Here is a 23,410-nt window from a genome sequence, read left to right as displayed (position 1 = left end):
GCAGCGACACCGCCGCGACGTGTCTGGAGTAATTATTGATCGTGCTCTGAATGCGTCCCAACACCGAAACCGTACGTTCAAAACGGCTTAAAAGTTCTGTAAAACCAGGCACTTCGCGCTTTGCCTGATTGATGATTTTGTTTTCTCTGAGCTCGTCTAAACTCTTTTTTTTGTAGCCATTCTATTGATTTTTTAATTAACTTTACAAAGTAACTGATTTATGCGATTGGGAAAGCTACCGAAGGTTTAGTTCAACAAGGGTTTTGCAATAGTGGGGCGAAACTGCAAAGTTCAACGGTATTTCTTCGATTGAACTTTTGTGCAAAATTGAAGATTTGTGCTTCGATTGCCCCACCATCGCAAAGCCCCAAAACGTTAGTAGCCATTTTAAAAAACCGACAACATTGACACGACTATTTTTAATATTGACATTTTTTTCGCTGACCTTTTTAACATCTTGCAAGAATTATTATAATGATACAATCAAATGGGCAGATGAAATAAAGATTGGTACAGATATTAAAACAATAAAAAACAATCAACCTGAATTTATTGAAATCGATTGGAACAAACCAAATAAAGTCGAAACAGAAACGAGATATTTAATAACTAAAATAAAAGGCAATCGAGACATATTAGCAATGTCTCACTATTTAGTATTTATCAACAACAAATATCAAGGACGTGAAACACAAAAGTAACATACAAGAATGAGGATTTTAAAAGGAATAAAATATCTATTTATTACAACTCTCGGAATATTACTTTTAATAACTTTTTTGTGGTTAACTCATCGATTTACAAATCCTGGATTTAAAAGCATAAGTCTAGTGGACTTAAAATACCTAGTACAGGCAATTACAATAAATATAATATTTCTATTATTGATAATATTGATTATACAACGAACAAAAAGAAAAAACGGCTACTAATAGCTAAGTTTTCGTTGCGTGCGAAGCACGAACAATGAAAACCCTGTTGAACGGAAGCTTCGGGAGCTTTTTTCAACATTATGGGTTTACCGACGAAGGATTTTAAAGATATACAGGAGACTTTCAGAAAGGTCTCTTTTTTTGTTGGTGAATTTGGTGGTTTTTCCAGGTTTTATCGTGTTTTCCTTTACTTTTGGGCATAAATTCCCCCGCTGGCGCGAGCGTACCGCTCGTGCACTACTTAAAATCTTCAATGCTATATAAATTGCAAGAGGATACGAGCCAGAGCCTCGCACCAGCGGCAGAAGGAAGAACCTTATTCTACAATCTGGCAATAGCTGGCGGAAAGTCTAAAATTCACATTTTGTGCTTCGGTTCAGTTTTGTATTTTAGTTGAAGGTTTTGGCTTCGATTTGCCTGCCATCGCCAAGCCACGAAACCTTTTGTGTCATATAAACCAAAAATAGAAATGAAAATAAAAAAAATATTATTCAGCATATTAACCGCTCTTGTTTTAATGATATCAATATTCCTTTACATGAATAAGGATAAATTTGTCTATGTAGGTTCAGTAGATATTATTGAAGTCGATTGCAGCAAAAAACGTCAAATCTTGAGCGAAGTTTTAAAAAGTGACCAAAGGATTAGAAAATCAAATGAACTGATCAAATACGCTAAAGAAGATCATAGGAATCAAGAATTAGTGATTAGCATTATTGAAAAGTGTGGTATGCCAACATTAAAGGAGGTGGGTCAAAGACAAATGGATGCAATCTGGTTGGGACTGCAACATAGTACTGGAGAAATCAGAAAAAAGTATTTTCCACAAATAGAGAAAGCGGTTGCAAATGGAGACTTATCTAAACAGCAATACGCATTGATGAAAGATAGGATGTTAATGGACGAAGGAAGACCTCAAATATATGGTTCACAAATAGAAAATGGAAAATTGTATCAATTAGAAAATCCTGAAACTGTAAACGAAAGAAGAAAAGAAATGGGATTGGAACCAATAGAGGATTATTTAAAGTATTTCAATATTCAGTTCAATCCGAATTAAACTACTATTCCGCTGGCGCGAGCGTCGCGCTCGTGCACGACTTAAAATCTTCAAAGCTACATTAATTGCAAGAGGATACGAGCCAGAGCCTCGCACCAGCGACAGAACAGAATACCACAATAACACGAATTTGTAAACCATACCTTCCATCCACCAAGGTAAAAGTCACTAAGTGCAAATCCGCGACATCAAGTGCCCCGAACCGCTAGCAGATATTTTAAACAAACACCCGTCACAAATGAAATTGATTATATTTTTCCTTGGAATTTCTACCTTTTGCTTCTCGCAAAAAATAAGTTTTATCTACGAAACAAAATACAAACTGAATTCAGAAAAACCAGATGATGTGAGTTCCGAGAAGATGATATTGGACCTCAAAAATAATATGTCGATTTTTAGAGATTCACTAGACAGAAAATCAGATTCAGTAAGGTTGAACAATGGAACCGGAAGTTTTAAAATGGGCGTTGAAAACCAATTCTATGTCAAAAAGAATCTTGCTCAAAAAAGAATTGAAAAAGTGATCACTTATTTGGGGACAGATTATCTTCTACCTGTTGAGGAAATATTAAACTGGAAAATAAGTTCTGAACAAAAAGTCATTGGAAACTATCGATCTCAAAAAGCCGAAACAACTTATGGCGGGAGAACCTGGATCGCTTGGTTTACTACAGAATTACCTTTTTCTGACGGTCCCTATATCTTCAACGGCTTGCCTGGGTTGATTGTTTCTCTTCAGGATTCAAACAATGACTATTCATTTACTTTGATAGAAGTCCAAAAAGGCAATAATATTTTTGACGCACGGACAAAAACAGTAAAGATCGATTGGAAAAAATATGAAATATTGGCAAGATCCTATTTTAATGACCCCTATGATATATTGTCAAAAGGTTGGAAAACAGTTACATTCACCGATCCGAAAGGTAATACAGTGGATAATTCTATAAAAGTTAAAGAGATGCAAAATTATATTCTAAAAGAAAACAACCCCATCGAATTAGATCACAAAATAAACTACAAATAAAAACTTTTGCTAAGAAGGGTTTGGCAATAGCGGTCGGAAAGTTATCAGTTCACGTTTTGTGCTTCGGTTCAATTTTGTATTTTAGTTGAAGGTTTCGGCTTCGGTTTGCCCGCCTTCGACAAGCAACGAAACATTGTGTGATATAATAAATCAAAAGCTTTCCAAAGTTGAAACAACAGAAAATCTTATGAAAAAACTATTATTTCTATTTTCCATTTTATCAATTTTCAATGTCTGCAACGGACAGGGAAAAGAACATAAAACGTATCATAAAAACGGTCAAGTTAAAGAACACTATTTTTTGGACAAAAATGGTGAATTGACGGGCGAAGCGAAAGTATATTTCGACAATGCTCAATTGTCTACTCTCAGTAAGTACGACACAAAGAAAAATGAAGAAAGGAAATGGTACTGGAAAAATGGAAAATTAAGAGGTGGTGTATCTTTTAATGAAAATAAAAAAATGACCGGCGAATGGAAAGAATATCACGAAAATGGACAACTGGCAGAAATTGGAACTTACGAAAATGGCGAAAAAACAGGTCTGTGGAAAGTCTATTTTGAAAACGGACAATTATCGGCTGTTGGAAAATATAAAGATGGATATCATGTGGGTGAATGGAAACTATACCAGGAAAATGGTAAATCAAGAGGAAATTGGCTGTATGACGAAGATGGGTTTAAAACTGGCGAATGGAAAGAATACTACGACAATGAACAGCTGGAAAGTATTGGAAAATATAACAGAGGTGCGAAAATCGAAGAGTGGAAGTATTACTATGAAAATGGAAAATTAGAACATTTTGAACTCTATAACCAATATCAAAAATATGATGGGGAATGGAAATTCTATAATGAACAGGGTAATCTGATAAAGACAGAAAACTATACTAATGGAAAAGAAAGTGGCAACTGGAAATTTTATGACGATAAAGGCAACTTAGTAAAGACGGAAAAATATTAAATTTAATACAAAAAAAAATGAGAAACTATATTTATACTTTTTTATTATTATCCCTGATAGCGCGGATTTGCAATCCGTGCTTTCCATCCACATATAAATAAAGTCACAGATTACAAATCCACGACATCTGGTGTGATTTGAAGTACAAAAATTAGACTTTTAAAGAATGCTCAAAATGACATTAAAGAATAAATAATGAACTTAATTCAGGAATATATCGAGCTTACAAAGAATTGTGCTTTGACAGATTATGGCGACAAGAAATCCGTTCAACTTCATAACAAATCAGTCGATAAAATGTATCAGATATCAGAAAAAATTGGTTACGAACAAACCCCGGAAACAATTGACGATTTTGCCAACTTATTAGAAATTAATGAAAACAAGATAAATGTTTGGGCAGCAGTTCATATTTTAGAATGTGTTCCAGTAGACAATACAATTGAAGAAAAAGCATTGAAAATAATAAAACAACAAGCTGCTGGAGACTCTTCAGAAGCAATGGGTTTTAAAATATGGTTGGACAATTACAAGCGAAAACAGAACGAAAACATCTAAATTTAATACAAAAAAAAATGAGAAACTATATTTATACTTTTTTATTATTATTTCTATTCACAGGCATCAATGCTCAAGACTATTCAACATTAATAGGTGAAGCGAATCGATCATATGAAGCGAAAGATTATAAAATGTCTACTGACCTCTATGATAAAGCTTTTAAAACCGAAAGCAAAAATCCAAGTCACTTGTACAATGGCGCATGCGCATCTTCTTTAGCCGGAGATACACAAAAAGCGTTCAAATGGTTGAACTTGTCTATAGAAAACGGTTGGACCAATCTAACGCATTTGAAGTCTGATACTGATCTGGACAATCTGCATTCCAAAAAAGAATGGGGAAAAACGATTGAAAAGTTAGAAAAAAAATTGGCGTTGGTAGAAGCGAATTATGACAAACCATTGCAAGCAGAATTATTGGCCATTCTGGAGGAAGACCAAAAATACAGAAAGCAGATCTACGAAACGCTAAAAACCCACAGTGATGATTCCCAAGAAATGCAAGACCTTCGGAAAAAAATGCTTCGGAGTGACTCAATCAGCTTATTAAAAGTAAAAAAAATATTGGATGAAAAAGGTTGGGTTGGCAAAGACAAAATAGGCGCACCAGCCAATAGCGCCATATTTCTTGTCATTCAACATTCGGATCTGGAAACGCAAAAAAAATATTTACCCATGATGAGAGAAGCTGTAACCAAAGGAAATGCAAATTCAGGTTCTTTAGCTTTGTTGATCGACAGAATAGAAATCCGAGAAGGTAGAAAACAAATATACGGCAGTCAGATAGGAATCAATCCAAAAGATAATTCGCATTATGTTTTACCTTTGATCGATCCTGACCATGTCGATCAAAGAAGAACAGAAGTTGGCTTAGGCCCCATCTCTGACTATGTTAAGACTTGGAATTTGGTTTGGGACGTCGAAAAGTATAAAAGTGAGTTGCCTGAATTAGAGAAATTACATAAATAGAAAAAATGTCTGCTAATCACGCTGACACGAGTTTCTCGCTCGTGAATAACTAAAAATCTGCAAAGCAATATTAATTGCATAGGCTACGAACCAGAGCCTCGCACCAACGACAGAATAGAAATGCCTATGACAGACGAATTTAAAATATTAGTCCACTTTGCAGAAGGAAAGCTGTCAAGCAAAGACTTCGCGCACGAGATCTACACCAACAAGAAATTGGAAGCAATACTTTCAGACGAAACCGTCGATTGGTCTGGCACTTATCTTCAGGACTCAAGCCCATTTCTATTTTTAGCGGAACAGAATTACGACAGTGCAGATGGACGACTGAATGCACAAGGCGCGGTCCATTTGTTTGTAGAGAAGATGAATATTGAAGCAAATTCAACCAAGCAATATTCGGAAGACTACAATTTATTGTTTGCCACAAGTCCAAAATATCTTGACATCCAACCCGACTTTTTTGAAAAATATATTTTGCCAACGGACCAATCGTTATCCAAATCTGACAAGAAGCAAATGATCAAGAAAAACATTGCGCAACTTTTCAAATATCAAACGAAACCGTCAAAGTGGATACAAAACCCAAATTGGCTGATGAAAAATGATAGACCAATGTATTTTTTGGGACAGGTGGATATCAAAAAAGGCGACACATTTCACGACGATGGAAGTGTTTACTTGTTTGTAGACAAAGAAACTGGAAGTATTGAAACGGTGAAACAATTTTACTGAGCAGCGGTGAATCCAAGTCCACTGGCAACCTATGAAAATAAAAGTCTTTTCCCCTTCCCATCCTTTGCTTAAAAAATACATAGAAAGTATTTATATCCTCACCACCCATACCGCTGAAGAAGAACCCGCGAAATACATCACCTTCCCCTCTATTTTCACCATTGTATCAAGCAGTGAAAAATCAAGAGCGATGACTAAAGGAAATCAATTGATCATCGGGCAATGTGATGACAACGAGGTGGAAACCAATTTGGTGTCTGATTTCAACAAGCCTGTGTATGTGCAATACGAAGGGAAAATAAACGAGATCACGATCTATTTCAAACCATTGGCCATCAATGCATTTTTGGAGCAGGACTTAAACCGTTACAACAGCTCCAACTTTTCTGAATTTTCACCTTTTGAGGATTACAGAAAAGCGATGATCGACATTCTTTCTTTGCAAGATGACACCGAAAAAATTGAGGCTGTTGAAAAGTATTGGTTGTCCAAATTAATAGGATTTCAGCACAATTTCCTTGAGACCATTTTGTCTGAAATGATGTCTGATGAAAATGACGTTTTAACGATTACAGAACTGTGCGTAAAAAATAATATCTCGCGCACCACATTGAACAAACACTTTGGCAGACATATCTGTAAAACACCATCTCAATTCAAAAAGATATTAAGATTTAGGAATGCGGTCAACAAATACGCATCAAATACGGCAAGAAACAACTTAACAGACATCGCGTATGGTGTTGATTATTTTGACCAGTCTCATATGATAAGAGAATTCAAATCAGTAACAGGGTTTTCGCCCAAGGTTTTCTTTGAAAAAACGACGGCGCTGGAAAAAAAACAAATTCACTGGCTGTTTTTATAGCCAGGTTTACAATTGTACAATTTATACTTTTCGGCTTGAAGTAGTTTTGTTGCTTAATCATAAAAGAAAACCCTATGACCATCCGTCAGATCTATTTTATCACAGCTGTCTTCGTTATAGCTCTTTTTCAACCTATTGCGGTCCGATCACAAAATTTGAAAAGCATCGTTGATCCGATAAAGACTCACTTAAAAAACCTTGAAAAAGAAAATTACTTAAGCGGAGTCGTTCTTATTGCGAAAGATGGCAAACCAATCTACAGAGAAGCCTTTGGTTTTTCCAATTTGCCGGACTGTGTTAAAAATAAACCGGACACGAAGTTCAATCTAGCTTCTATCAACAAGATGTTCACAGCAATCGCTATTATGCAACTGGTGGAATCCGGGAAAATTTCGCTTCAGGATAAAGTAGGCCAATATCTCAGCGATTATCCCAATAAAACGGTGGCCGACTCTGTGACCATCCATGAATTATTGACGCACACTTCAGGAATGCAGAGTTTTTGGGAGGAATATGACAAGCTTACAAAAGTCAACATCAAAACAGTTTCTGATTATCCTCCTTTGTTTGTAGATAAAAAACTAGCCTTTGCGCCAGGTAGTGCCTTCTACTACAGTAATTCCGGATACATGGTTTTAGGATTGATCATTGAAAAAGTGTCAGGTCAGAATTATTTTGATTACGTAAAAAAACACATCTATCAACCTGCAAAAATGATCAATACGGATGCTTACGAGTTGGAACATGCGATTCCGAATTTGGCGATCGGCTACACCATGTCATTGGAAGAACCGGGACAATGGAAAAATAATATTTTCTCAAATTTAGCCAAAGGAACGCCTGCCGGTGGTGGCTATTCCACAGCTGATGATCTGTTGAATTTTGCCAATGCCTTACAAAACAACATTTTATTGTGCAAAGAGAGTGTTACACTTTGTACATCGGGCAAAGTAAAATACAGAGAAGGGATGTACGGCTATGGATTTGAAGAAACCAAAATCAACGGTCATCGCATCTTTGGACATACCGGCGGACACGATGGTATTGCTTGTGAACTCATGATCTATCCGGATTTGGGTTACACCGTCGTCATTCTAACCAATGGAGAAGTCGAAAATTATTGGGAAGCTAGTAATCTGATCAAAAAACAATTGGTAGGTTCAGCACCATCCATCGACAATTTTTTCTATACCAAAGATATCATCAAGACCGTATACGACAAAGGTTATGAAGCCGGCATTAAGGAAATAGCACTAAATTCAAAGAAATATTCATTAAGAGAAAATCTGATTGAGAGATATGGTTATAAGTTCTTGTTCGAAAAAAAGACGAATCAGGCCATCGATATGTTTAAGTTAAATCTTCACTTTTTCCCCAATTCAACTAATGGTTATTATTACATCAGTGAGGCATACAGGATTTCAGGTCAAAAAAAACAAGCCATTGAATACTTGAAGTTATACCTTGAAAAAGAGCCGGATGACCATAATACCCAATTAAAATATAAATTGCTGATGAAATAACTGTACGGGATGATCAATCTTAAAAACTGGTCTGTATTTGTAAGGACTAGTCTAAACGGAAAAATAACATTAATTTAGCCCGGAAACCTCTTATATCAAAAGAACGCCTGAGCAACTACAATAAAACTTCGATAACTATAAAATGAAAAAAATTCTATTCTTACTTGTTACCTTATTCATTGCAAATTTTAACCATGCTCAAAACATTGTCCTTGACAGTTTAGCTGAAAAGAATGGTTTTGCTTTCCAACCTGATAAAAACATTTCGTTTCAGGGAAAAGGATGGGATGTTTTGATGAACGAAATAAAACAATCTAATTCGGTTTTGTTGGGAGAAACCCATTTTACAAACGAAATTCCTTATTTCACCAACGCTCTTACCAATGAGGTTAAGTTTGACAACTTTTTTCTTGAGGTCGACCCTTATTCTGTAGATATCATCGAAACAAAAATTAAGTCGCTGTCTGATGAACAGCTTAATTCTTTTGTTAAAAAGTACAGTACCAACTTTTCTTTTTTGGAGTATGAGCCTGAATTTGATTTATTTAAGAATTTGGTTAAACGCAATACCAAAATATTTGGCGTGGAACAGATCAGCGTTTTTGCAGATCAGATGATCATTTCACGTTTAAAAGAAACTTCGAAAAATAAAAAAGCGATTGAGATCTATGGGCAAATGCTTCAGAATTCCAAACTAATTGCACCTAAAGAGGGTCTTGAAAAATACTACCTGTTGTCCGAAGATTGCCTTCAAAAAATAGATCTGCTGTTGCAATTAAAACTTTCTGACAAAGAACGAAAAGAAATTGAAGACCTGAAGTTAAGCAGAGACATCTATGTTAAAAGAAGTCATCCGCTAAGGATCCAACTGCTGAAAAACATCTTGCTGACGCAAATGCCCGAATGGAAAAGCAAAAAAAATCTTTTCAAATTTGGTGCTGTCCATGTACCAAAAGGAGAAACCATCTTAACAAAAACCGATATCTATGATATTGGCAACTTAATTTCTAATATCGAAGAGGCCAATTACAGGAAGTCACTACACATCATGCTCATTGGAAAAGGAGACGAAGATGATGACACGAGTTTTAAATCTTTTCTAAATGTGGCAAAAGATGATCAATGGCACTGTTTTGATCTAAGACCTTTAAAGAAATCTATTTTACAAAACAAGCTGAAAGTAGATAATGTCTACTTATCGCGAGTTATCAAGGGTTATGATTATCTTATTTACATTCCGAAAGTGACTAAAAGTAAGGAAATCTCGATAAAATAACAACAACTGCACGGATTACAAACCCACGATATCGATCACATGAAACCGCCTTCCCCAAGTGCGGTTTTATTTTTCCTAAAAATTAAAGATTATTTGACATCTGTCATCAAAGATTTTGAAGAAATCACGTAACTTCGGGGAATAAACTCTGATTATGAAAAAGCATCTCATAACCCGAGCTCTTATTTTGGTGCCTGTGGCATTCCTGACGCTCCAATGCAATAAAAAGGAAACCAGCCCAACACCAGAACCTCAGAAACTTTCCCTGAGTGACACGGTCACCGCCAAACCTAAGTTGGAACAACAAGACCAAAAAGATACCGCAGAGAAAATTGCGCACTACATCGCCAGCGAATACCTGACATCCGGCGACCTGAAAGCCATCCCCATGAACGACCGGAAATTCCGCCACCAACAGATCGACCTCAACGGCGACGGGAAGATGGAGGTCTTCGTGAGTTTCTACACGCCTTACTTCTGTGGAACCGGCGGCTGCACCGTGCTCCTGCTGGATGACCATCTGAAACCTATTACAAAGTTCACGGTCACCACACCACCTCTGTATGCCGACCCCGAAATGAAAAATGGTTGGAAAACCCTCTATGTCCAAGACGGGAAAGCGTGGAAATCACTGACCGATGAGAACGGGAAATATCCGTCCAACCCTTCTTTGCTACCCGCTTCTTCAAACGAGCCAAGCGAAGAGGCACAAGGCATCTTCGAAGATAAGCAAGCAGAACATAACTTTTAAAATATCCCTATTATGAAAAAGCTGATCCCTCTTTTATTATTGATGGTTTTCACGAGCATAGGAGCCCAGAAGATCACAGACGGCCAAACAGTAACGGTTGACGGATTGGCAGTGACCTTCAATATCCTGAACAAAGAATCTGTGACGGCAGGCGGGAAAAACTACGACCGCTACAAGGTCTCGGCAACCTTGGTGAACAACTCTGGAAAGGACTTCAACCTGAGGATGAGCAACGCCCCGCAAGTGGTGACCAACACAGAACTGGTGGAACTGAATTGCATCAATGCCACCGGCGCCAAACTAACGTCTAAAAAACTGACCCTGAAGATGAATCCTCAGAACCTGAACGTGACCTATTGGGCGTACACCAAAGACGGAAAATACCAAAGCTTCGTGATTCCTGTGGTATCGGGCTATTTCCTAGATAATGGTGGTTCTGTGAGCGACAATGCGATTTTCATCGTGCCGCAAGGCCAAGCGCCGGATGTGACCGTCCGCAAGACCCTGTAATAGAATCGCATCTGAAATGCATCGATAAACTTTTAAACCGCTTTTGTAAGCGGTTTTTGTTTTGAAGTTCAACTGATTATTCAGATATTTGGGAAGCTTAGCAAGAAAATAAATGCAACTTAAAAAAACACCAAAACTGTGAGCATCAATCAATCAGAATTCTGGGACCATAATTCCTACAACCACCCTCCGCTGACAGACGAAATGCTTGCCAGTGCCGAAAAAGGTCTGGATGTCAAACTTCCTGCATTGTTCGTAGAACTGTTACGTCTGCAAAATGGCGGATATACCAAAGGCTTTGCATTTCCGATGATAGAAAAAACCTCTTGGGCAGAAGATCACATCCCGCTATCCGACATGTTTGGTATCGTGACAGATCACTCGGTGGATACGGCACTTAATATACTGCAAACCCCTTACCTGACAAACGAATGGGGACTTCCGGAAAGACAGGTCTTACTCACCGGTGAAGGACACTGGTGGATCACATTAGATTACCGCGGTAGTACGGAACCTACTGTAAAATGGATCGATGTGGAACGTGGAGATGAGGTCCATATCGCCGATAGCTTTCAAGATTTTTTCAATGGACTTGTTCCTGAAGACCGATTTGTAGTTTGATCTCAACTTTAAAAATCTATGAAAAATCGAAGCAGGATAATTTTGATGATACGATGCAGGATCAGAATATTTTGGAGGCAGTAAAGTTTTTTGAGGGTAAGTAGTTTTTTTTAATCTCGCAGATTTTACTGGTGTGGCAGATCATCTTTTCGAATTAATGATCGGAGTTTTCATGACGATGATGGTTGCCGATAGATTTTTCTCAGCTCTGTTACGAAAAACAACTCAAACTGATTGAAGGAGAAATTAATCATTGAGAATTTTATTACTTTAGATTGATATTATTTCGGACATTTGATAACCAAATTATAAGATTGATTTTCAACACTTTAAAGATAATAGCAGACCGTCTAAATTATGACAAATAACATTCATTCAAAAGTTAATCTCGCCACTGTCTTTCTACTAATAAGTTTGACAATGCTGTCCTGCTCAACCAAGAAGATAGGACAGACCACCAACATTTACAAGACCGAGCCACTCTATCACGAAATTGAAAAATTGGGCAAGGAACTTACAGTGAAACATTATGTTCCTGGCATCGCCGTAGCGGTGATCCGAGATGGAAAGGTTGCCTCGATACAATCCATAGGCTATGCAGATCTGGCAAGCAAAAAGCCTGTGACACCGGAAACGATCTTCAATGTCGGTTCTGTTTCCAAGTTGGTTTCTGCGTGGGGTTTTGTACAACTGGCAGAGAAGGGTCTCGTAAAACTGGATGATCCCGTAGACCCATTTCTTACCCGTTGGCATCTGCCTGACTCTGAATTTGATAAATCAAAAGTAACATTGAGGCGTATCTTAAGTCATACAGCAGGACTTTCTGTTCACGGCTATGGCGGGTCGGATCAAGGGACGAAACTCCTAAGTCTGGAAGAATCTCTTAACGGGAAAACCAAACGGAATGGCGAAACAGTACACCTCGCCAGTGAGCCTGGAACCAAATGGGAATATTCTGGCGGTGGCTACACATTAGCACAACTGCTTATGGAAGAGAAAACCAAACAGGATTTTTCTAGCTATATGAAGCAAAATATCTTTCTGCCATTGGGAATGAAAAACACCAGTTACGAATGGACAGAAGAGATGATGAAAAACTCAGCCACCGCCTACGACGAGCTGGGCAACCCTGTAAAAAATAGGATCTTTACCGAAAAAGCAGCAGCCGGACTGCAAACCACAATCACAGATCTGGCTCATTTTGCAGAACTGTCCATCACGCAAAATCCTAAACAATTGAATCAAGTTTTGAAACCAAAGACCATCCAACTGATGGAAACACCTGTCCTCCCTTCCTCCAATGAAGGTGAAAGTGGATTGGGATATCGGTTTATGAAATATGAAGAGTTCCGAACCATCGGTCATACGGGTGAGAATGTGGGCTGGAGCGCCGGATTGTTTTTAGACCTTGCTACAAAGAGCGGAATCATTGTCCTTTGTAACGGATCCAATGGCGACCGCGTTTGGTACCCGATCTATCAAAGTTGGCTGAAAACTGTGAAGGCCAATTCAGCTTCAAAGTAATCAGCTGTAGGAAATAATTGGTATTTTAGTATTTCATAAAAGTCAAAAGCTTGTAAAACTTAATCCCAATTCAACCTATGAAAGCAAGTGTTTACATCTTCATCTTGTTGTCCGTTTTGCTAGTGGCGGATTGTGTTGCGTATTATCATTACCAGATCAGTCTAGCGGGATATTACAGTGATATTCTGTTGTTTTGGCTTTGGTTTTTGATGAGTCTGGTCGTCATAGTTGTATTCTGGAAAAAGATATTGGCTAAAGTATTTTTGGGCTTGATGATCGTGGCATTGATCCTTAGTATCATCCCAATGGGATTGCCGTTTTACACCTTCATCCTGTCCATGACCTCAGCTGGCTTGAGAATAGACAAAGACCTGAATGAAAAATACCGCGGACAGATTGTTGGTTATGGTGTCATGGTTTACCCTTGGCTGGAAGTGATAGAGAAACATGGATTATTGGAGAAAAAGATACTGGAATGTACCGAAATGCAACTCGAAGCTTTTAGAAAAGACAAAATCGATGTCAAGTTTGAGACACAACTGAACCCTGAATTGAAGATCAGCGAGGCAAAGGATCTCCTTCTGAGATCTGAGACAGACACTACCATAGCCATTACCATTTTCTACGGCGGACCGAATAAGACCATTACTTTTGATCTACGAAATAACAGATTGATTTCTATCAGCGAAAAGTGACCTGTCAGAAATAATTGTTATTTTAGTGACATAAAAAACCACTTGAAAACTAATATTTAAAACTATGGAAAACAGCAAAGCCCCAATATTCACGATGAGTATCGTTGCCATCATTGTTGGTGCCGCATTGTACAAACAAATCGATTTTAAAACAATGACGGTTGAGAAGCCTGCCTTGTCAATTCTCTACGCTGTCACTTTTTTGTTTGCGGTCGCTGTGCTGGTGAGGAACTATCGGAAGGGTGCGGAGAAGTAGCACCTCACCTGATATCATTAGACTATCCATCAACTAAAATTCTCTATGGACAAAGAACTTTGGGACCACATACTACAATTTGATTTTGATGATCCACCTAGTGAATATGGATTTACAACGCGCCTTGCCAACGAAAACTACTGGACGAAAGCGTTTACGGAACTTGCCATTTTGGAATACAGGAAGTTTATGTATCTGGCAGCAACCTCGGAGATGATGGTTTCGCCGTCTGAAATTGTAGATACTGTTTGGCATCAGCATTTGATCTTCACACAATCTTACTCGAGTTTCTGTACCTTGATCGGAAAACAGATTCAGCACATTCCATCAACACATAACAGAGAGGAATTTGCGAAATTCAGACAAGCCAAGGAAAGGACCCAGGAACTGTACACATCAGTCTTCGGTGAACAACCCAAAGGCATCTGGGAATATCAAGGTATGTTTGAAAGCCTGAATCTGGATAAAGCCAAATTTAAAATAAGAACCTTTCTGGTGTTTGGCACCCTTGGTTTCATTGCCCTGATAGCGCCTTGTTATTTTCTACTGAGCCCCATCTATGTGGAGATTCACAACCCTTATTTCGTCATCGGATTTATAGCTTTATGCCTCTTAGCATTTGCCGGACTTGAGTTTTACAATCGAAATCAGCTGAGAAACATATTGACAGGATTTGATAAAGATTCATTTGTCTATCATCTGAAACCTTATGAACTTGTTTACCTCAAAACACAGAAGCTCAACCACATCATCAATGGAACCGTCAACGAAATGATAGACAACAACACGATCTATATCAACCCGGATAGAACCATTGGCCTCATCAACCCCGATAACGCAAGTTTTAAAGAGCAACTTCAGACCGTCGCCGTGTTAGGTGAGCTGGGAAGACCATCTTATCCCGCCTTATTAAGGCAACTATTGAACAAACCTATATTCTGGAATACCGCCAAATGTATGGATGCATTTAAGAAATATTTGAATAAGTCGAAGAAATTTGGGAACTTGTTTTACATGAACTTTGGTATTTTGACCATTGTCCTAATGCTAGGAATCACTAGACTTACAACCGGCATCATGAGAGAAAGACCTGTACTTCAAATTTTAATGGTGACGCTTATTTTGACCGTCTTGATTATTTCATATTTGAACAGACTTACCAAAATGCTATGTACCCAAACCATCCCGAACCTGTACAAAACAGACATATTACCAAAATGGCCTGTGAAAGACGATTGGCAGTGGCAGTATTTCCTGATGGGTTCAGCCGTGTTGACAGCAGCTTTTATCCCAGTGATCAGTTACAAAGAAAAGAATGACCAGTTTGGAAATGACAGCGGAAGCTCCGGATCATCTTGTGGAAGCAGCTGTGGAAGTTCATGCAGCAGCTGCGGCGGTTGTGGTGGCGGCGATTAATTAAATTAAATGAATTTTAATAATGGAAGCGCGTAAAACTAGAGAGCAAAGTCCAACTCCTTTTCCCCAAACCTATTTCCACGGGACAAAGGCCGGCCTCACATTGGGTGACTTGATAGAACCTGGCAATAACTCCAACTTCGCGAAAAGAAAAAATGCCAAGTACATTTTTCTCAGTTCCACTTTGGACGCCGCGATTTGGGGCGCAGAATTGACAGTAGGCGAAGGCCGTGGGAGAATCGATCTGGTGGAACCAATGGGCGAAATCGAGGACGATCCCGATCTCAATGACAGAAAATCTCCAGGCAACCCGACTAAATCTTACCGGTCAACAGCACCTTTTCGGGTGGTAGGTGAATTGACCATTTGGAAAGGCCATTCAGAAGATAAGGTAAAGGCTATGAAAGAAGCTTTGGAAAAACTTAGTACCGAAGGAATCGATTCGCTAAACGACGAATAAACAACATAATTCATAAAGCATATCCTTATGGGACTTTTCTCAAAATTATTTGGACAAAAAAATCAAGACGAAAAAGCGCAGAGTGTGACCGACAAATCCTTTGCCGATAAACAACCTGATGTGAAGACTTACGAAAATGTGGTCCATCAGATCGTGGTTTCAGAATCTTTACAAACCGATTTGAAATTGAAATTAAAACAAGCCTTCGAAGATCCCCGATCATTTTATGATGAAAATGATGAGTTCATACTGTCCGACCGTGGCCTTACTTTTCCAGATGATGCCTTATTGACACCAAAATTTGTATTGATAGACACGCTACAAGATCAAGATCAAATGGCAGAAATAGATTGGAAGGAAGACGAAGGTGAAATCCGGTTTGCAATCAACAGGATCATGAAGGTTAAAAACTATACGACCCTTTCGGAAGAATTGAAATATGACAGTCTCGACACCTCAGAAGTCCTTGCTAAAATCAATGACGATGAACTAAAACCAATGGATTATTCTTTGGAGATCCTTGATATAGATTCGGACAGTTATGTTTTCACGGCTGTTCCGCTGGAAAAACATCATGAAGTTGCAGCGCTTTTTTTAAAACTTAAATAATAAGTACAAAGTCAAAATGGCAGATCATCTACATCCCAACCCCTGGAATTTTCACAATACCGACAAAGAACTTGCTTCACCAAACCTTTTATCCAAATTGGTCTATTATGATTTGAATGAGATTGCCATGGGTGCGCCTCTGGGTGGACCGTGCTGCCTAGAAGGTAATGGTGAAAAAGTCAAAGTCCATAACTGGTGTGGCGGACCGCCTGTCTGGCATACAGATGCACAACTGATTGCCATCCCAATATGGAAACGTGACCCAGCCAAAGGGACAATTCAGCAACTTGGAATCGTTGACGTGAAACACAGAGAACTTAAAATTTATTCGAAGACCTTCCGAGTTCTTGACCTCCAATCGTTTGACAAGACCATTGTTCACGGCGTTGACAGCCCCATCTACAACAGAGAAACAGTATCTTTCGATATTGAAACCGAGAAAGTTGAAAGCATCATTAAACTGACTAATTGAAGTAAGAATTAATTGGTAAATTTGAATTCAATCGAAAAAAGTATCTTCGTAACTTTCAAACCTTACTCCTTACAACCGCATGAATTTCAAAAGCAAAGCACTCAAAAGAACATTAATTGTAGTAGCCACTGTCTTAGTATTGATTGCCGGTTTTGCTTTTTATCAGAAAAAAGTGCGGTACAATCTGGTAACGATATCAGAAAATAAAGTCTACAATTCCGGCGTCATCGCTCCCGAAAAATTGCCCGAGGTCTTAGGTGAAAACCACATCAAAACAGTGATCGATCTGCGTGATGGTCTCGAACGTACAGAACTGAACCCCGAAACCAAAAAACAGGTTAGTGCGGAAGAAAATGCAATCGACAAGATCGCAGGTGTCCATTATTTCAATCTGCCTACCGACCAGATCCCACAAGACAGTACCGTCAAAAAGTTTCTAAAGATCATGGATGACCCCAAGAATTATCCTGTTCTGATACATTGCCACCACGGCGTTGGGCGTTCTCGCCTCTTCAGCTCCATCTACAGAATTGAGTACGAAAACTTCAGCAATGAAGCTGCAAGAGCCAAGGCCCGTTACCTTTGGGAGCTCAGCGGAAATTTTTCAAAAAACTCTGATAAAGGAATGTATCTGACCAATTACAGAAAGAGAGACCTATCTAAAACTTACAAATAAGCGTTGAATTTGAATAACGAAAACCGCTAGTGACAGAGCGGTTTTTTATAACTCATCCTTCTCAGAACTTTCGGAAGTATATCTTTTCATAATGACGGATTGCAGACGCTCTCCATTCTCGTCGCCCCAATTGCCAAGAACTGAAATGACCGGGATCAAGGTCTTTCCAAAATCTGTTAAACTGTACTCTACTTTTGGAGGAACCACCGGATAAATGACCTTCGAAACCAACTCGTGCTCTTCCAATTCCTTCAGCTGAATATTCAGAACACGCCTTGTCGCATCGGGAATCTTACGTTGCAGTTCGCTTGGCCTCAGATGACCTTCATTGATAAACCATAACAAACGGATCTTCCATTTGCCATAGAGCACTTCGCCGATCAGATCGAGACCGCAGTTCAGGTTGGGTAAAATCTTTCTCTCATACATAGAAGCAAAATTAAACCTATGTTCCAAATTGTGCAATAGGGGAAAAATTGTTCCCTATATGAATCGTATTTCCGTAATTGTGCAATGTTGAAGTATGTCAGAAATTTGTACAAAAATAAAGCAATGGTACAAGAATTTAATTTCAACAATGAGTTATCGGGCAAGATCGCTTTGGTAACAGGAGGCACAAAAGGTGCAGGAAAAGCAACCGCAGAAAGACTTCTGAAAGCTGGCGCAATAGTTATCATCACAGCAAGAAACAGACCCGAAACGGAAACAGAAAACTTACATTTCATTTCTGCCGACCTCAGCTGAAGACTGGGAACATAGCCTTAATGTCAATCTTCTGGCACCCATCAGATTGGACCGGGAATTCTTACCCCAAATGCTCCTGCAAAAAAGTGGCGTGATCATTCACATCGCCTCTATCCAAGGTAGATTGCCACTTTACGACTCGACATTACCTTACGCTGCCGCAAAAGCTGGTCTCATCAATTACAGCAAAGGTCTATCCAAAGAAGTTTCGTCCAAAGGCATTCGGGTTTTGACCGTTTCGCCAGGCTGGATCATGACAGAATCATCCGTCAGAATGATGGAACGAATCGCTGAAAGTTCCAATCCCACCATCGAAGAAGCTACGAAAAGCGTAATGGATGCTTTGGGCGGAATCCCGATGGGACGACCAGCTGAGCCAGAAGAAATTGCCGAATTTGTAGGTTTTCTGGTGTCGCCGAGAGCCAATTATCTCACCGGAACAGAATATATCATCGACGGTGGAACAATTCCAACTATTTAATCACTTTAAAACAAAAAATATGAACCTACCACAAGTAATCACAGATCTAGAGCAGGCACAAAATAACTTTGATAGCCATGCTTACGCCAATTGTTTTTCTGAAACCGCCGTGGTTTTCGACGAAGGAAAAACGCACAATGGGAAAACAGAGATCCAGCAATGGATAGAAAAAGCCAATCAGGAATACCAAACGGTGATGAAACCTTTGGAATATTCAGAAACGGATGAAATTCTGAAGGCCGAAGTTTCAGGCAATTTTCCAGGTAGTCCGATTGTCCTGGCTTATCATTTTAAAATGAAAAACGGATTGATCGACTCCTTAAAGATCACATCATAATTTATTTCATCAATACAAAAAACCGCTCCATAACAGAGCGGTTTTGTTTTAAACAGGTTAAAAGTTTAGTAGATTCGTTCGTCCTGAACTTCTTTGTTCTGATATTCCTGAACCAATTCTATAGCATTGTTGATCACATCGCTGAGTGCCGTGATGAAGGTTCCTTCCTCTGCCAGACTCATTGCGTGCTTCAAAGCGTCGATCTCTTTCGGGATGCATTCGTAACTGATGTTTCTGTTCGCTTCCTGGATTCCCTCGATGATGAGACCGTTGATCTCTTCTTCCGGTCTTCCTCTCAGATGTTTTTCGTTTCTGATAATGATATGATCGAACATTCTTCCGGCAATCTTCCCGATCTCTCGGATATCGCCATCTCTTCTGTCGCCCACACCAGAGATAATTCCGATTTTCTTGTTGGCCTCAACACTTTTCAGGAAATCCTCAATCGCCTCATAACCCGCTGGATTATGTGCAAAATCGATCATCACTTTGAAGTTTTTGAAGTTGAAGATGTTCAGCCTTCCAGGCGTCAGCTGTGCACTTGGGATAAACGTTGTGAGCGCCAAAGCGATATTTGGAATTTCGAAGCCATAAACATAAGCTGCCAAAGATGCTGCCAAAACATTGGAGATCATAAACTTCGCTTTCCCTTCCATCGTGATCGGGATATTTTTCACCCTTTCAATTCTGATCTTCCATTCACCTTTTTTGATGGTCACAAATCCTTCCTCATAAACACAGGTAATTCTGCCTTCTTTCGCAAAACGTTTGATGTGCGGATTGTTCTCATCCAAACTGAACAGGGCGACTTTCGATTTCAGATCATCGACCAATCTCATAGAATATTCGTCATCGGCATTCAGGACACACCAGCCATCTTTTTTCACACTATCAAGAACCACACGTTTCACTCTCGTGAGATCCTTAAGATTATGAATATCGCTGATACCCAAATGATCTTCCTTGATGTTGGTCAAAACGCCAATATCGCATGTTCCGAAACCAAGTCCAGATCTAAGAATCCCACCTCTCGCCGTTTCCAGGACAGCAAATTCCACGGTTGGATCTTTCAGGATAAATTCAGCAGATTGTGGGCCGGTCGTATCGCCTTTTTGAAGTAATGTATTTTGGATGTAGATTCCGTCAGAAGTTGTGAATCCTACTCTTTTTCCGTTATTTTTGACAATATGCGCAAGAATTCTTGTAGTCGTCGTCTTTCCATTGGTTCCAGTCAATGCAATGATCGGAATCCTGAATTCTTTTCCTGGTGGATAGAGCATATCTACAACTGGTGCTGCTACGTTTCTTGGTAAGCCTTCACTTGGCGCAAGGTGCATTCTGAAACCTGGTGCAGCATTCACCTCCAAGATCGCACCGCCGCTTTCCTTCAATGGTTGCGTTAGGTTTTCCGCCATGATATCGATGCCACAGACATCCAGTCCGATAATCCTGGAAACACGTTCTGCCATCTGTACATTCTCCGGATGGATCATATCTGTGACGTCAATGGATGTTCCGCCAGTTGAAAGATTTGCAGTCGATTTTAAGTATACAATTTCGCCTTTGTGAGGAATCGTTTCGAGGCTATAATTCAGTTTTTCAAGCAGCTCGTTGGTGTCTTTATCGACATCGATTTCAGTCAAGACATTTTCGTGTCCGTAACCTCTTCTTGGATCCATATTTTCCTTATCTATCAAGGCTTGGATGTTCAATTCGCCATCGCCTACAACGTGGGCAGGAACTCGTCTCGCAGCCGCAACCATTTTATGATTGATGACCAAAACTCTGAAATCGAAACCGGTAATATATCTTTCTACAATAACCTTTTTGGAGTATTTCTGAGCGTGCTCCAATCCGATACGCGCTGTTTCATAATCATTGACATTAATGGATGCTCCTTTCCCATGATTGCCATCCAGGGGTTTGATCACCAAAGGATATCCGAATTTTTTGATTGCAGATTCCAATCCTTCCTCATCTACGACCAAACTTCCTGATGGTACAGGGATCGCCGCATCTTCCAGCATTTTTTTTGTCAATTCTTTGTTGCAAGCGATGTCCACTGCAATACTGCTTGTATTTCCTGTAATGGTAGCCTGAAATCTCTGTTGATTGATCCCATAACCCAACTGGACCAAAGAGTTTTTTCCTAATCGGATCCAAGGGATCCTTCTGGAAACGGCCTCTTCAACAATACTTCCAGTAGATGGTCCTAGTCTTTCGCTTTCACGCAGTTCTTTAAGATGATGAATACATTTTTCGATGTCATATTCCGTTGCAGCCATCAGTGCTTCTGCAATCTTTACCGCTTCTTCCGCCGCAAAAATACCAGCCTGCTCTTCTCTGTAATTGAAAACGACATTGTAAACTCCCGGCGTCTTGGTCTCACGCGTTCTTCCGAATCCAACGTCCATTCCTGCCAGCGTTTGGATCTCCAAAGCTATATGCTCGATGACGTGGCCCATCCAGGTTCCCATTTCCACACGTTTGAAGAAACCGCCTACGCAGCCTTCGGAACACCTGTGGGAGATCAGTGATGGAAGCAATTGTTCTATCCTTTCTCGAAAACCATCGATTTTATTGGTAGGGAAATGTTCTGTTTCTTCTAGATCCAGACGCATCTGTATCAATTTTTTTCTGGTGATGCTCCAAATATTTGGACCTCTTAGGACCTGTATTTTCTCGATTTTCATATTCAGTAGTAGCTGTTATAATTTAGACTTTGGGTATTGGATTTGAAATCAATGCTTTATAATAAAGATCCAGATAATTTCTGTCTTAAAAAAGCCTTCGGTCAAATTCACTTTTAAGTTCAATTTTATCAAAGATAATAGAAAAGCAATTAATTAAAGAAAAATCAGAAATAATTATTTTATTATTAAAGATTATCATTATCAATTATTCAAAATAATTAACAATATGTTAATTTAAAACCAATATTTACACCAAACAACTATTTAATAATTAAAACTTTAAATATTGTAGCCTAATTTTTACCCTGGAATTATGCGGTATATTCTATTATGATTTATTATTTTTGTTAACTATGAAATCAAAAGGAAAACTAGTCATCATTGGAGGCGCTGTGAACAAAGGTAGTTTTACAGAGACCAGTTTTGACCAAAACGTCGAAAAAAACCTCAACTTTTTTGAACGAGGAATCCTCAGAAAGATCATCGATGAATCTAAAAACAAAGAAGATTCTGTCATCGAAGTTATCACCACAGCCTCTCAGATCCCAGACATCGTGGGACCAGAATACAAAAAAGCTTTCGAATATCTGGGTCTGAAAAATTGCAATATCCTGGACATTCAAAATCGGGAACAAGCCAATAGCGACGCCATCGTTGCAAGAGCCAATGCGGCCGATGTGGTGATGTTCACAGGTGGCGATCAATTGCGTCTCACTTCCATTTTGGGTGGAACGAGATTTCACGATGCCATTCTCACAAAATATCAAACCGAAGACTTTATCTACGCAGGTACATCTGCCGGCGCCGCTGCCGCTTCTGAAAATATGATCTACCAAGGTTCCAGCTCCGAAGCTTTGTTGAAAGGAGAGATCAAAACTACGCAAGGTTTGGGCTTTATAGAAAATGTGATCATCGATACGCATTTTGTTCAGCGGGGGAGAATTGGGAGGTTGTTTCAGGCTGTTGTCAATAATCCGAGAACTTTGGGAATTGGTCTTGGAGAAGACACAGGTCTATTCATCGAAGATGATAAAATGACAGCGATTGGTTCTGGTTTGGTGATCATCGTTGATGGACTTCAGATCAAAGATACCAACCTGACAAATGTGGACCTTGGCCAACCGATATCTATCAAAAATCTGATTGTGGATGTACTCTCTATGAATGATACTTTCGATATGAAAACCAGAGAGATGACGATTGTCAATTCACAATATAATCCTATTCCACAAGTTATCCCGAACTCATAAC

The 23,410-nt window shown here is 39.2% G+C and carries 27 protein-coding genes; 25 read left to right on the top strand and 2 right to left on the bottom strand.

The genetic code is table 11. The annotated features are described in order from the left end of the window. Positions 1 to 404: 404 nt before the first annotated feature. The 21 genes from AXA65_RS01770 to AXA65_RS01670 all read left to right on the top strand — a co-directional run bounded on the left by AXA65_RS01770 (position 405) and on the right by AXA65_RS01670 (position 17,904). On the top strand, positions 405 to 701 hold the full coding sequence (locus tag AXA65_RS01770) for a hypothetical protein (protein WP_131797735.1): 297 nt from the start codon (positions 405 to 407) through the stop codon (positions 699 to 701). Positions 702 to 1,401: 700 nt separating this feature from the next. Further along, entirely contained in the window at positions 1,402 to 1,992 is a 591-nt protein-coding gene (locus AXA65_RS01765) for a DUF6624 domain-containing protein (protein ID WP_063968418.1), read from the top strand. A gap of 238 nt (positions 1,993 to 2,230) precedes the next feature. Next, positions 2,231 to 3,019 (top strand): GLPGLI family protein, encoded by a 789-nt coding sequence (locus tag AXA65_RS01760; protein ID WP_063968417.1) that lies wholly within the window; start codon positions 2,231 to 2,233, stop codon positions 3,017 to 3,019. A 187-nt stretch (positions 3,020 to 3,206) separates the two neighbouring features. Next, positions 3,207 to 3,983: a toxin-antitoxin system YwqK family antitoxin gene (locus tag AXA65_RS01755; RefSeq protein WP_131797734.1), complete on the top strand. Its 777-nt coding sequence runs from the start codon at positions 3,207 to 3,209 to the stop codon at positions 3,981 to 3,983. 195 nt (positions 3,984 to 4,178) lie between these two features. Further along, a complete protein-coding gene (locus tag AXA65_RS01750) occupies positions 4,179 to 4,541 on the top strand; it encodes a hypothetical protein (protein WP_063968415.1) in 363 nt (120 codons plus the stop codon). A gap of 17 nt (positions 4,542 to 4,558) precedes the next feature. After that, positions 4,559 to 5,512 (top strand): DUF6624 domain-containing protein, encoded by a 954-nt coding sequence (locus tag AXA65_RS01745; RefSeq protein WP_063968424.1) that lies wholly within the window; start codon positions 4,559 to 4,561, stop codon positions 5,510 to 5,512. A 126-nt stretch (positions 5,513 to 5,638) separates the two neighbouring features. Continuing rightward, entirely contained in the window at positions 5,639 to 6,247 is a 609-nt protein-coding gene (locus AXA65_RS01740; RefSeq protein ID WP_063968414.1) for a hypothetical protein, read from the top strand. A 31-nt stretch (positions 6,248 to 6,278) separates the two neighbouring features. After that, positions 6,279 to 7,115 (top strand): helix-turn-helix domain-containing protein, encoded by an 837-nt coding sequence (locus AXA65_RS01735; RefSeq protein ID WP_063968413.1) that lies wholly within the window; start codon positions 6,279 to 6,281, stop codon positions 7,113 to 7,115. 74 nt (positions 7,116 to 7,189) lie between these two features. Next, positions 7,190 to 8,638 carry a serine hydrolase domain-containing protein gene (locus AXA65_RS01730; protein ID WP_063968412.1) on the top strand — a complete coding sequence of 483 codons (1,449 nt, stop codon included), beginning with the start codon at positions 7,190 to 7,192 and terminating at the stop codon, positions 8,636 to 8,638. Between the two features lie 142 nt (positions 8,639 to 8,780). Next, positions 8,781 to 9,914, top strand: a complete 1,134-nt coding sequence (locus tag AXA65_RS01725) for a hypothetical protein (RefSeq protein ID WP_063968411.1) — start codon at positions 8,781 to 8,783, stop codon at positions 9,912 to 9,914. A 154-nt stretch (positions 9,915 to 10,068) separates the two neighbouring features. After that, positions 10,069 to 10,665 (top strand): hypothetical protein, encoded by a 597-nt coding sequence (locus AXA65_RS01720; RefSeq protein ID WP_063968410.1) that lies wholly within the window; start codon positions 10,069 to 10,071, stop codon positions 10,663 to 10,665. A 12-nt stretch (positions 10,666 to 10,677) separates the two neighbouring features. Next, the gene (locus tag AXA65_RS01715; protein ID WP_063968409.1) at positions 10,678 to 11,175 is read left to right on the top strand and encodes a hypothetical protein; all 498 of its coding nucleotides are present in this window, start codon (positions 10,678 to 10,680) and stop codon (positions 11,173 to 11,175) included. 138 nt (positions 11,176 to 11,313) lie between these two features. After that, the gene (locus tag AXA65_RS01710) at positions 11,314 to 11,796 is read left to right on the top strand and encodes an SMI1/KNR4 family protein (RefSeq protein ID WP_086048033.1); all 483 of its coding nucleotides are present in this window, start codon (positions 11,314 to 11,316) and stop codon (positions 11,794 to 11,796) included. Between the two features lie 357 nt (positions 11,797 to 12,153). Continuing rightward, the gene (locus AXA65_RS01705; RefSeq protein WP_086048032.1) at positions 12,154 to 13,320 is read left to right on the top strand and encodes a serine hydrolase domain-containing protein; all 1,167 of its coding nucleotides are present in this window, start codon (positions 12,154 to 12,156) and stop codon (positions 13,318 to 13,320) included. Between the two features lie 77 nt (positions 13,321 to 13,397). After that, on the top strand, positions 13,398 to 14,015 hold the full coding sequence (locus AXA65_RS01700) for a hypothetical protein (protein WP_063968407.1): 618 nt from the start codon (positions 13,398 to 13,400) through the stop codon (positions 14,013 to 14,015). Positions 14,016 to 14,079: 64 nt separating this feature from the next. Beyond that, a complete protein-coding gene (locus tag AXA65_RS01695; RefSeq protein ID WP_063968406.1) occupies positions 14,080 to 14,271 on the top strand; it encodes a hypothetical protein in 192 nt (63 codons plus the stop codon). 45 nt (positions 14,272 to 14,316) lie between these two features. Continuing rightward, positions 14,317 to 15,687: a hypothetical protein gene (locus AXA65_RS01690; RefSeq protein WP_063968405.1), complete on the top strand. Its 1,371-nt coding sequence runs from the start codon at positions 14,317 to 14,319 to the stop codon at positions 15,685 to 15,687. 22 nt (positions 15,688 to 15,709) lie between these two features. Next, complete coding sequence (arr, locus tag AXA65_RS01685) at positions 15,710 to 16,147, top strand: NAD(+)--rifampin ADP-ribosyltransferase (protein ID WP_063968404.1); 438 nt, start codon at positions 15,710 to 15,712, stop codon at positions 16,145 to 16,147. 27 nt (positions 16,148 to 16,174) lie between these two features. Next, positions 16,175 to 16,756, top strand: a complete 582-nt coding sequence (locus tag AXA65_RS01680) for a hypothetical protein (protein ID WP_063968403.1) — start codon at positions 16,175 to 16,177, stop codon at positions 16,754 to 16,756. Between the two features lie 16 nt (positions 16,757 to 16,772). Beyond that, on the top strand, positions 16,773 to 17,228 hold the full coding sequence (locus AXA65_RS01675; protein WP_063968402.1) for a hypothetical protein: 456 nt from the start codon (positions 16,773 to 16,775) through the stop codon (positions 17,226 to 17,228). 79 nt (positions 17,229 to 17,307) lie between these two features. After that, entirely contained in the window at positions 17,308 to 17,904 is a 597-nt protein-coding gene (locus AXA65_RS01670) for a dual specificity protein phosphatase family protein (RefSeq protein ID WP_063968401.1), read from the top strand. Positions 17,905 to 17,949: 45 nt separating this feature from the next. Here AXA65_RS01670 and AXA65_RS01665 read toward each other — a convergent pair whose 3' ends face one another. Beyond that, a complete protein-coding gene (locus tag AXA65_RS01665) occupies positions 17,950 to 18,333 on the bottom strand; it encodes a winged helix-turn-helix transcriptional regulator (RefSeq protein WP_063968400.1) in 384 nt (127 codons plus the stop codon). A 123-nt stretch (positions 18,334 to 18,456) separates the two neighbouring features. On the opposite strand from AXA65_RS01665, the gene AXA65_RS20055 reads away from it, so the two are divergent. The 3 genes from AXA65_RS20055 to AXA65_RS01655 are packed head-to-tail and all read left to right on the top strand — an operon-like array spanning position 18,457 to position 19,466. Next, positions 18,457 to 18,648 (top strand): SDR family NAD(P)-dependent oxidoreductase, encoded by a 192-nt coding sequence (locus AXA65_RS20055; RefSeq protein ID WP_228391597.1) that lies wholly within the window; start codon positions 18,457 to 18,459, stop codon positions 18,646 to 18,648. Further along, positions 18,623 to 19,129, top strand: a complete 507-nt coding sequence (locus AXA65_RS01660; RefSeq protein WP_228391598.1) for an SDR family oxidoreductase — start codon at positions 18,623 to 18,625, stop codon at positions 19,127 to 19,129. The genes AXA65_RS20055 and AXA65_RS01660 overlap by 26 nt, the downstream gene beginning before the upstream one ends. A 19-nt stretch (positions 19,130 to 19,148) precedes the next feature. Continuing rightward, entirely contained in the window at positions 19,149 to 19,466 is a 318-nt protein-coding gene (locus tag AXA65_RS01655; protein WP_063968399.1) for a hypothetical protein, read from the top strand. A gap of 65 nt (positions 19,467 to 19,531) precedes the next feature. Here the strand turns inward: AXA65_RS01655 and cphA are convergent, their stop codons facing one another. Continuing rightward, complete coding sequence (gene cphA / locus AXA65_RS01650; protein WP_063968398.1) at positions 19,532 to 22,159, bottom strand: cyanophycin synthetase; 2,628 nt, start codon at positions 22,157 to 22,159, stop codon at positions 19,532 to 19,534. Positions 22,160 to 22,512: 353 nt separating this feature from the next. On the opposite strand from cphA, the gene AXA65_RS01645 reads away from it, so the two are divergent. Continuing rightward, on the top strand, positions 22,513 to 23,409 hold the full coding sequence (locus AXA65_RS01645; protein WP_063968397.1) for a cyanophycinase: 897 nt from the start codon (positions 22,513 to 22,515) through the stop codon (positions 23,407 to 23,409). Position 23,410: the final 1 nt, after the last annotated feature.

Source organism: Chryseobacterium sp. FP211-J200, from assembly GCF_001643375.1.
GTDB lineage: Bacteria > Bacteroidota > Bacteroidia > Flavobacteriales > Weeksellaceae > Epilithonimonas > Epilithonimonas ginsengisoli.
The sequence above is the reverse complement of the archived record's forward strand: the minus strand, read 5'-3'. Positions and strand labels throughout refer to the sequence as shown.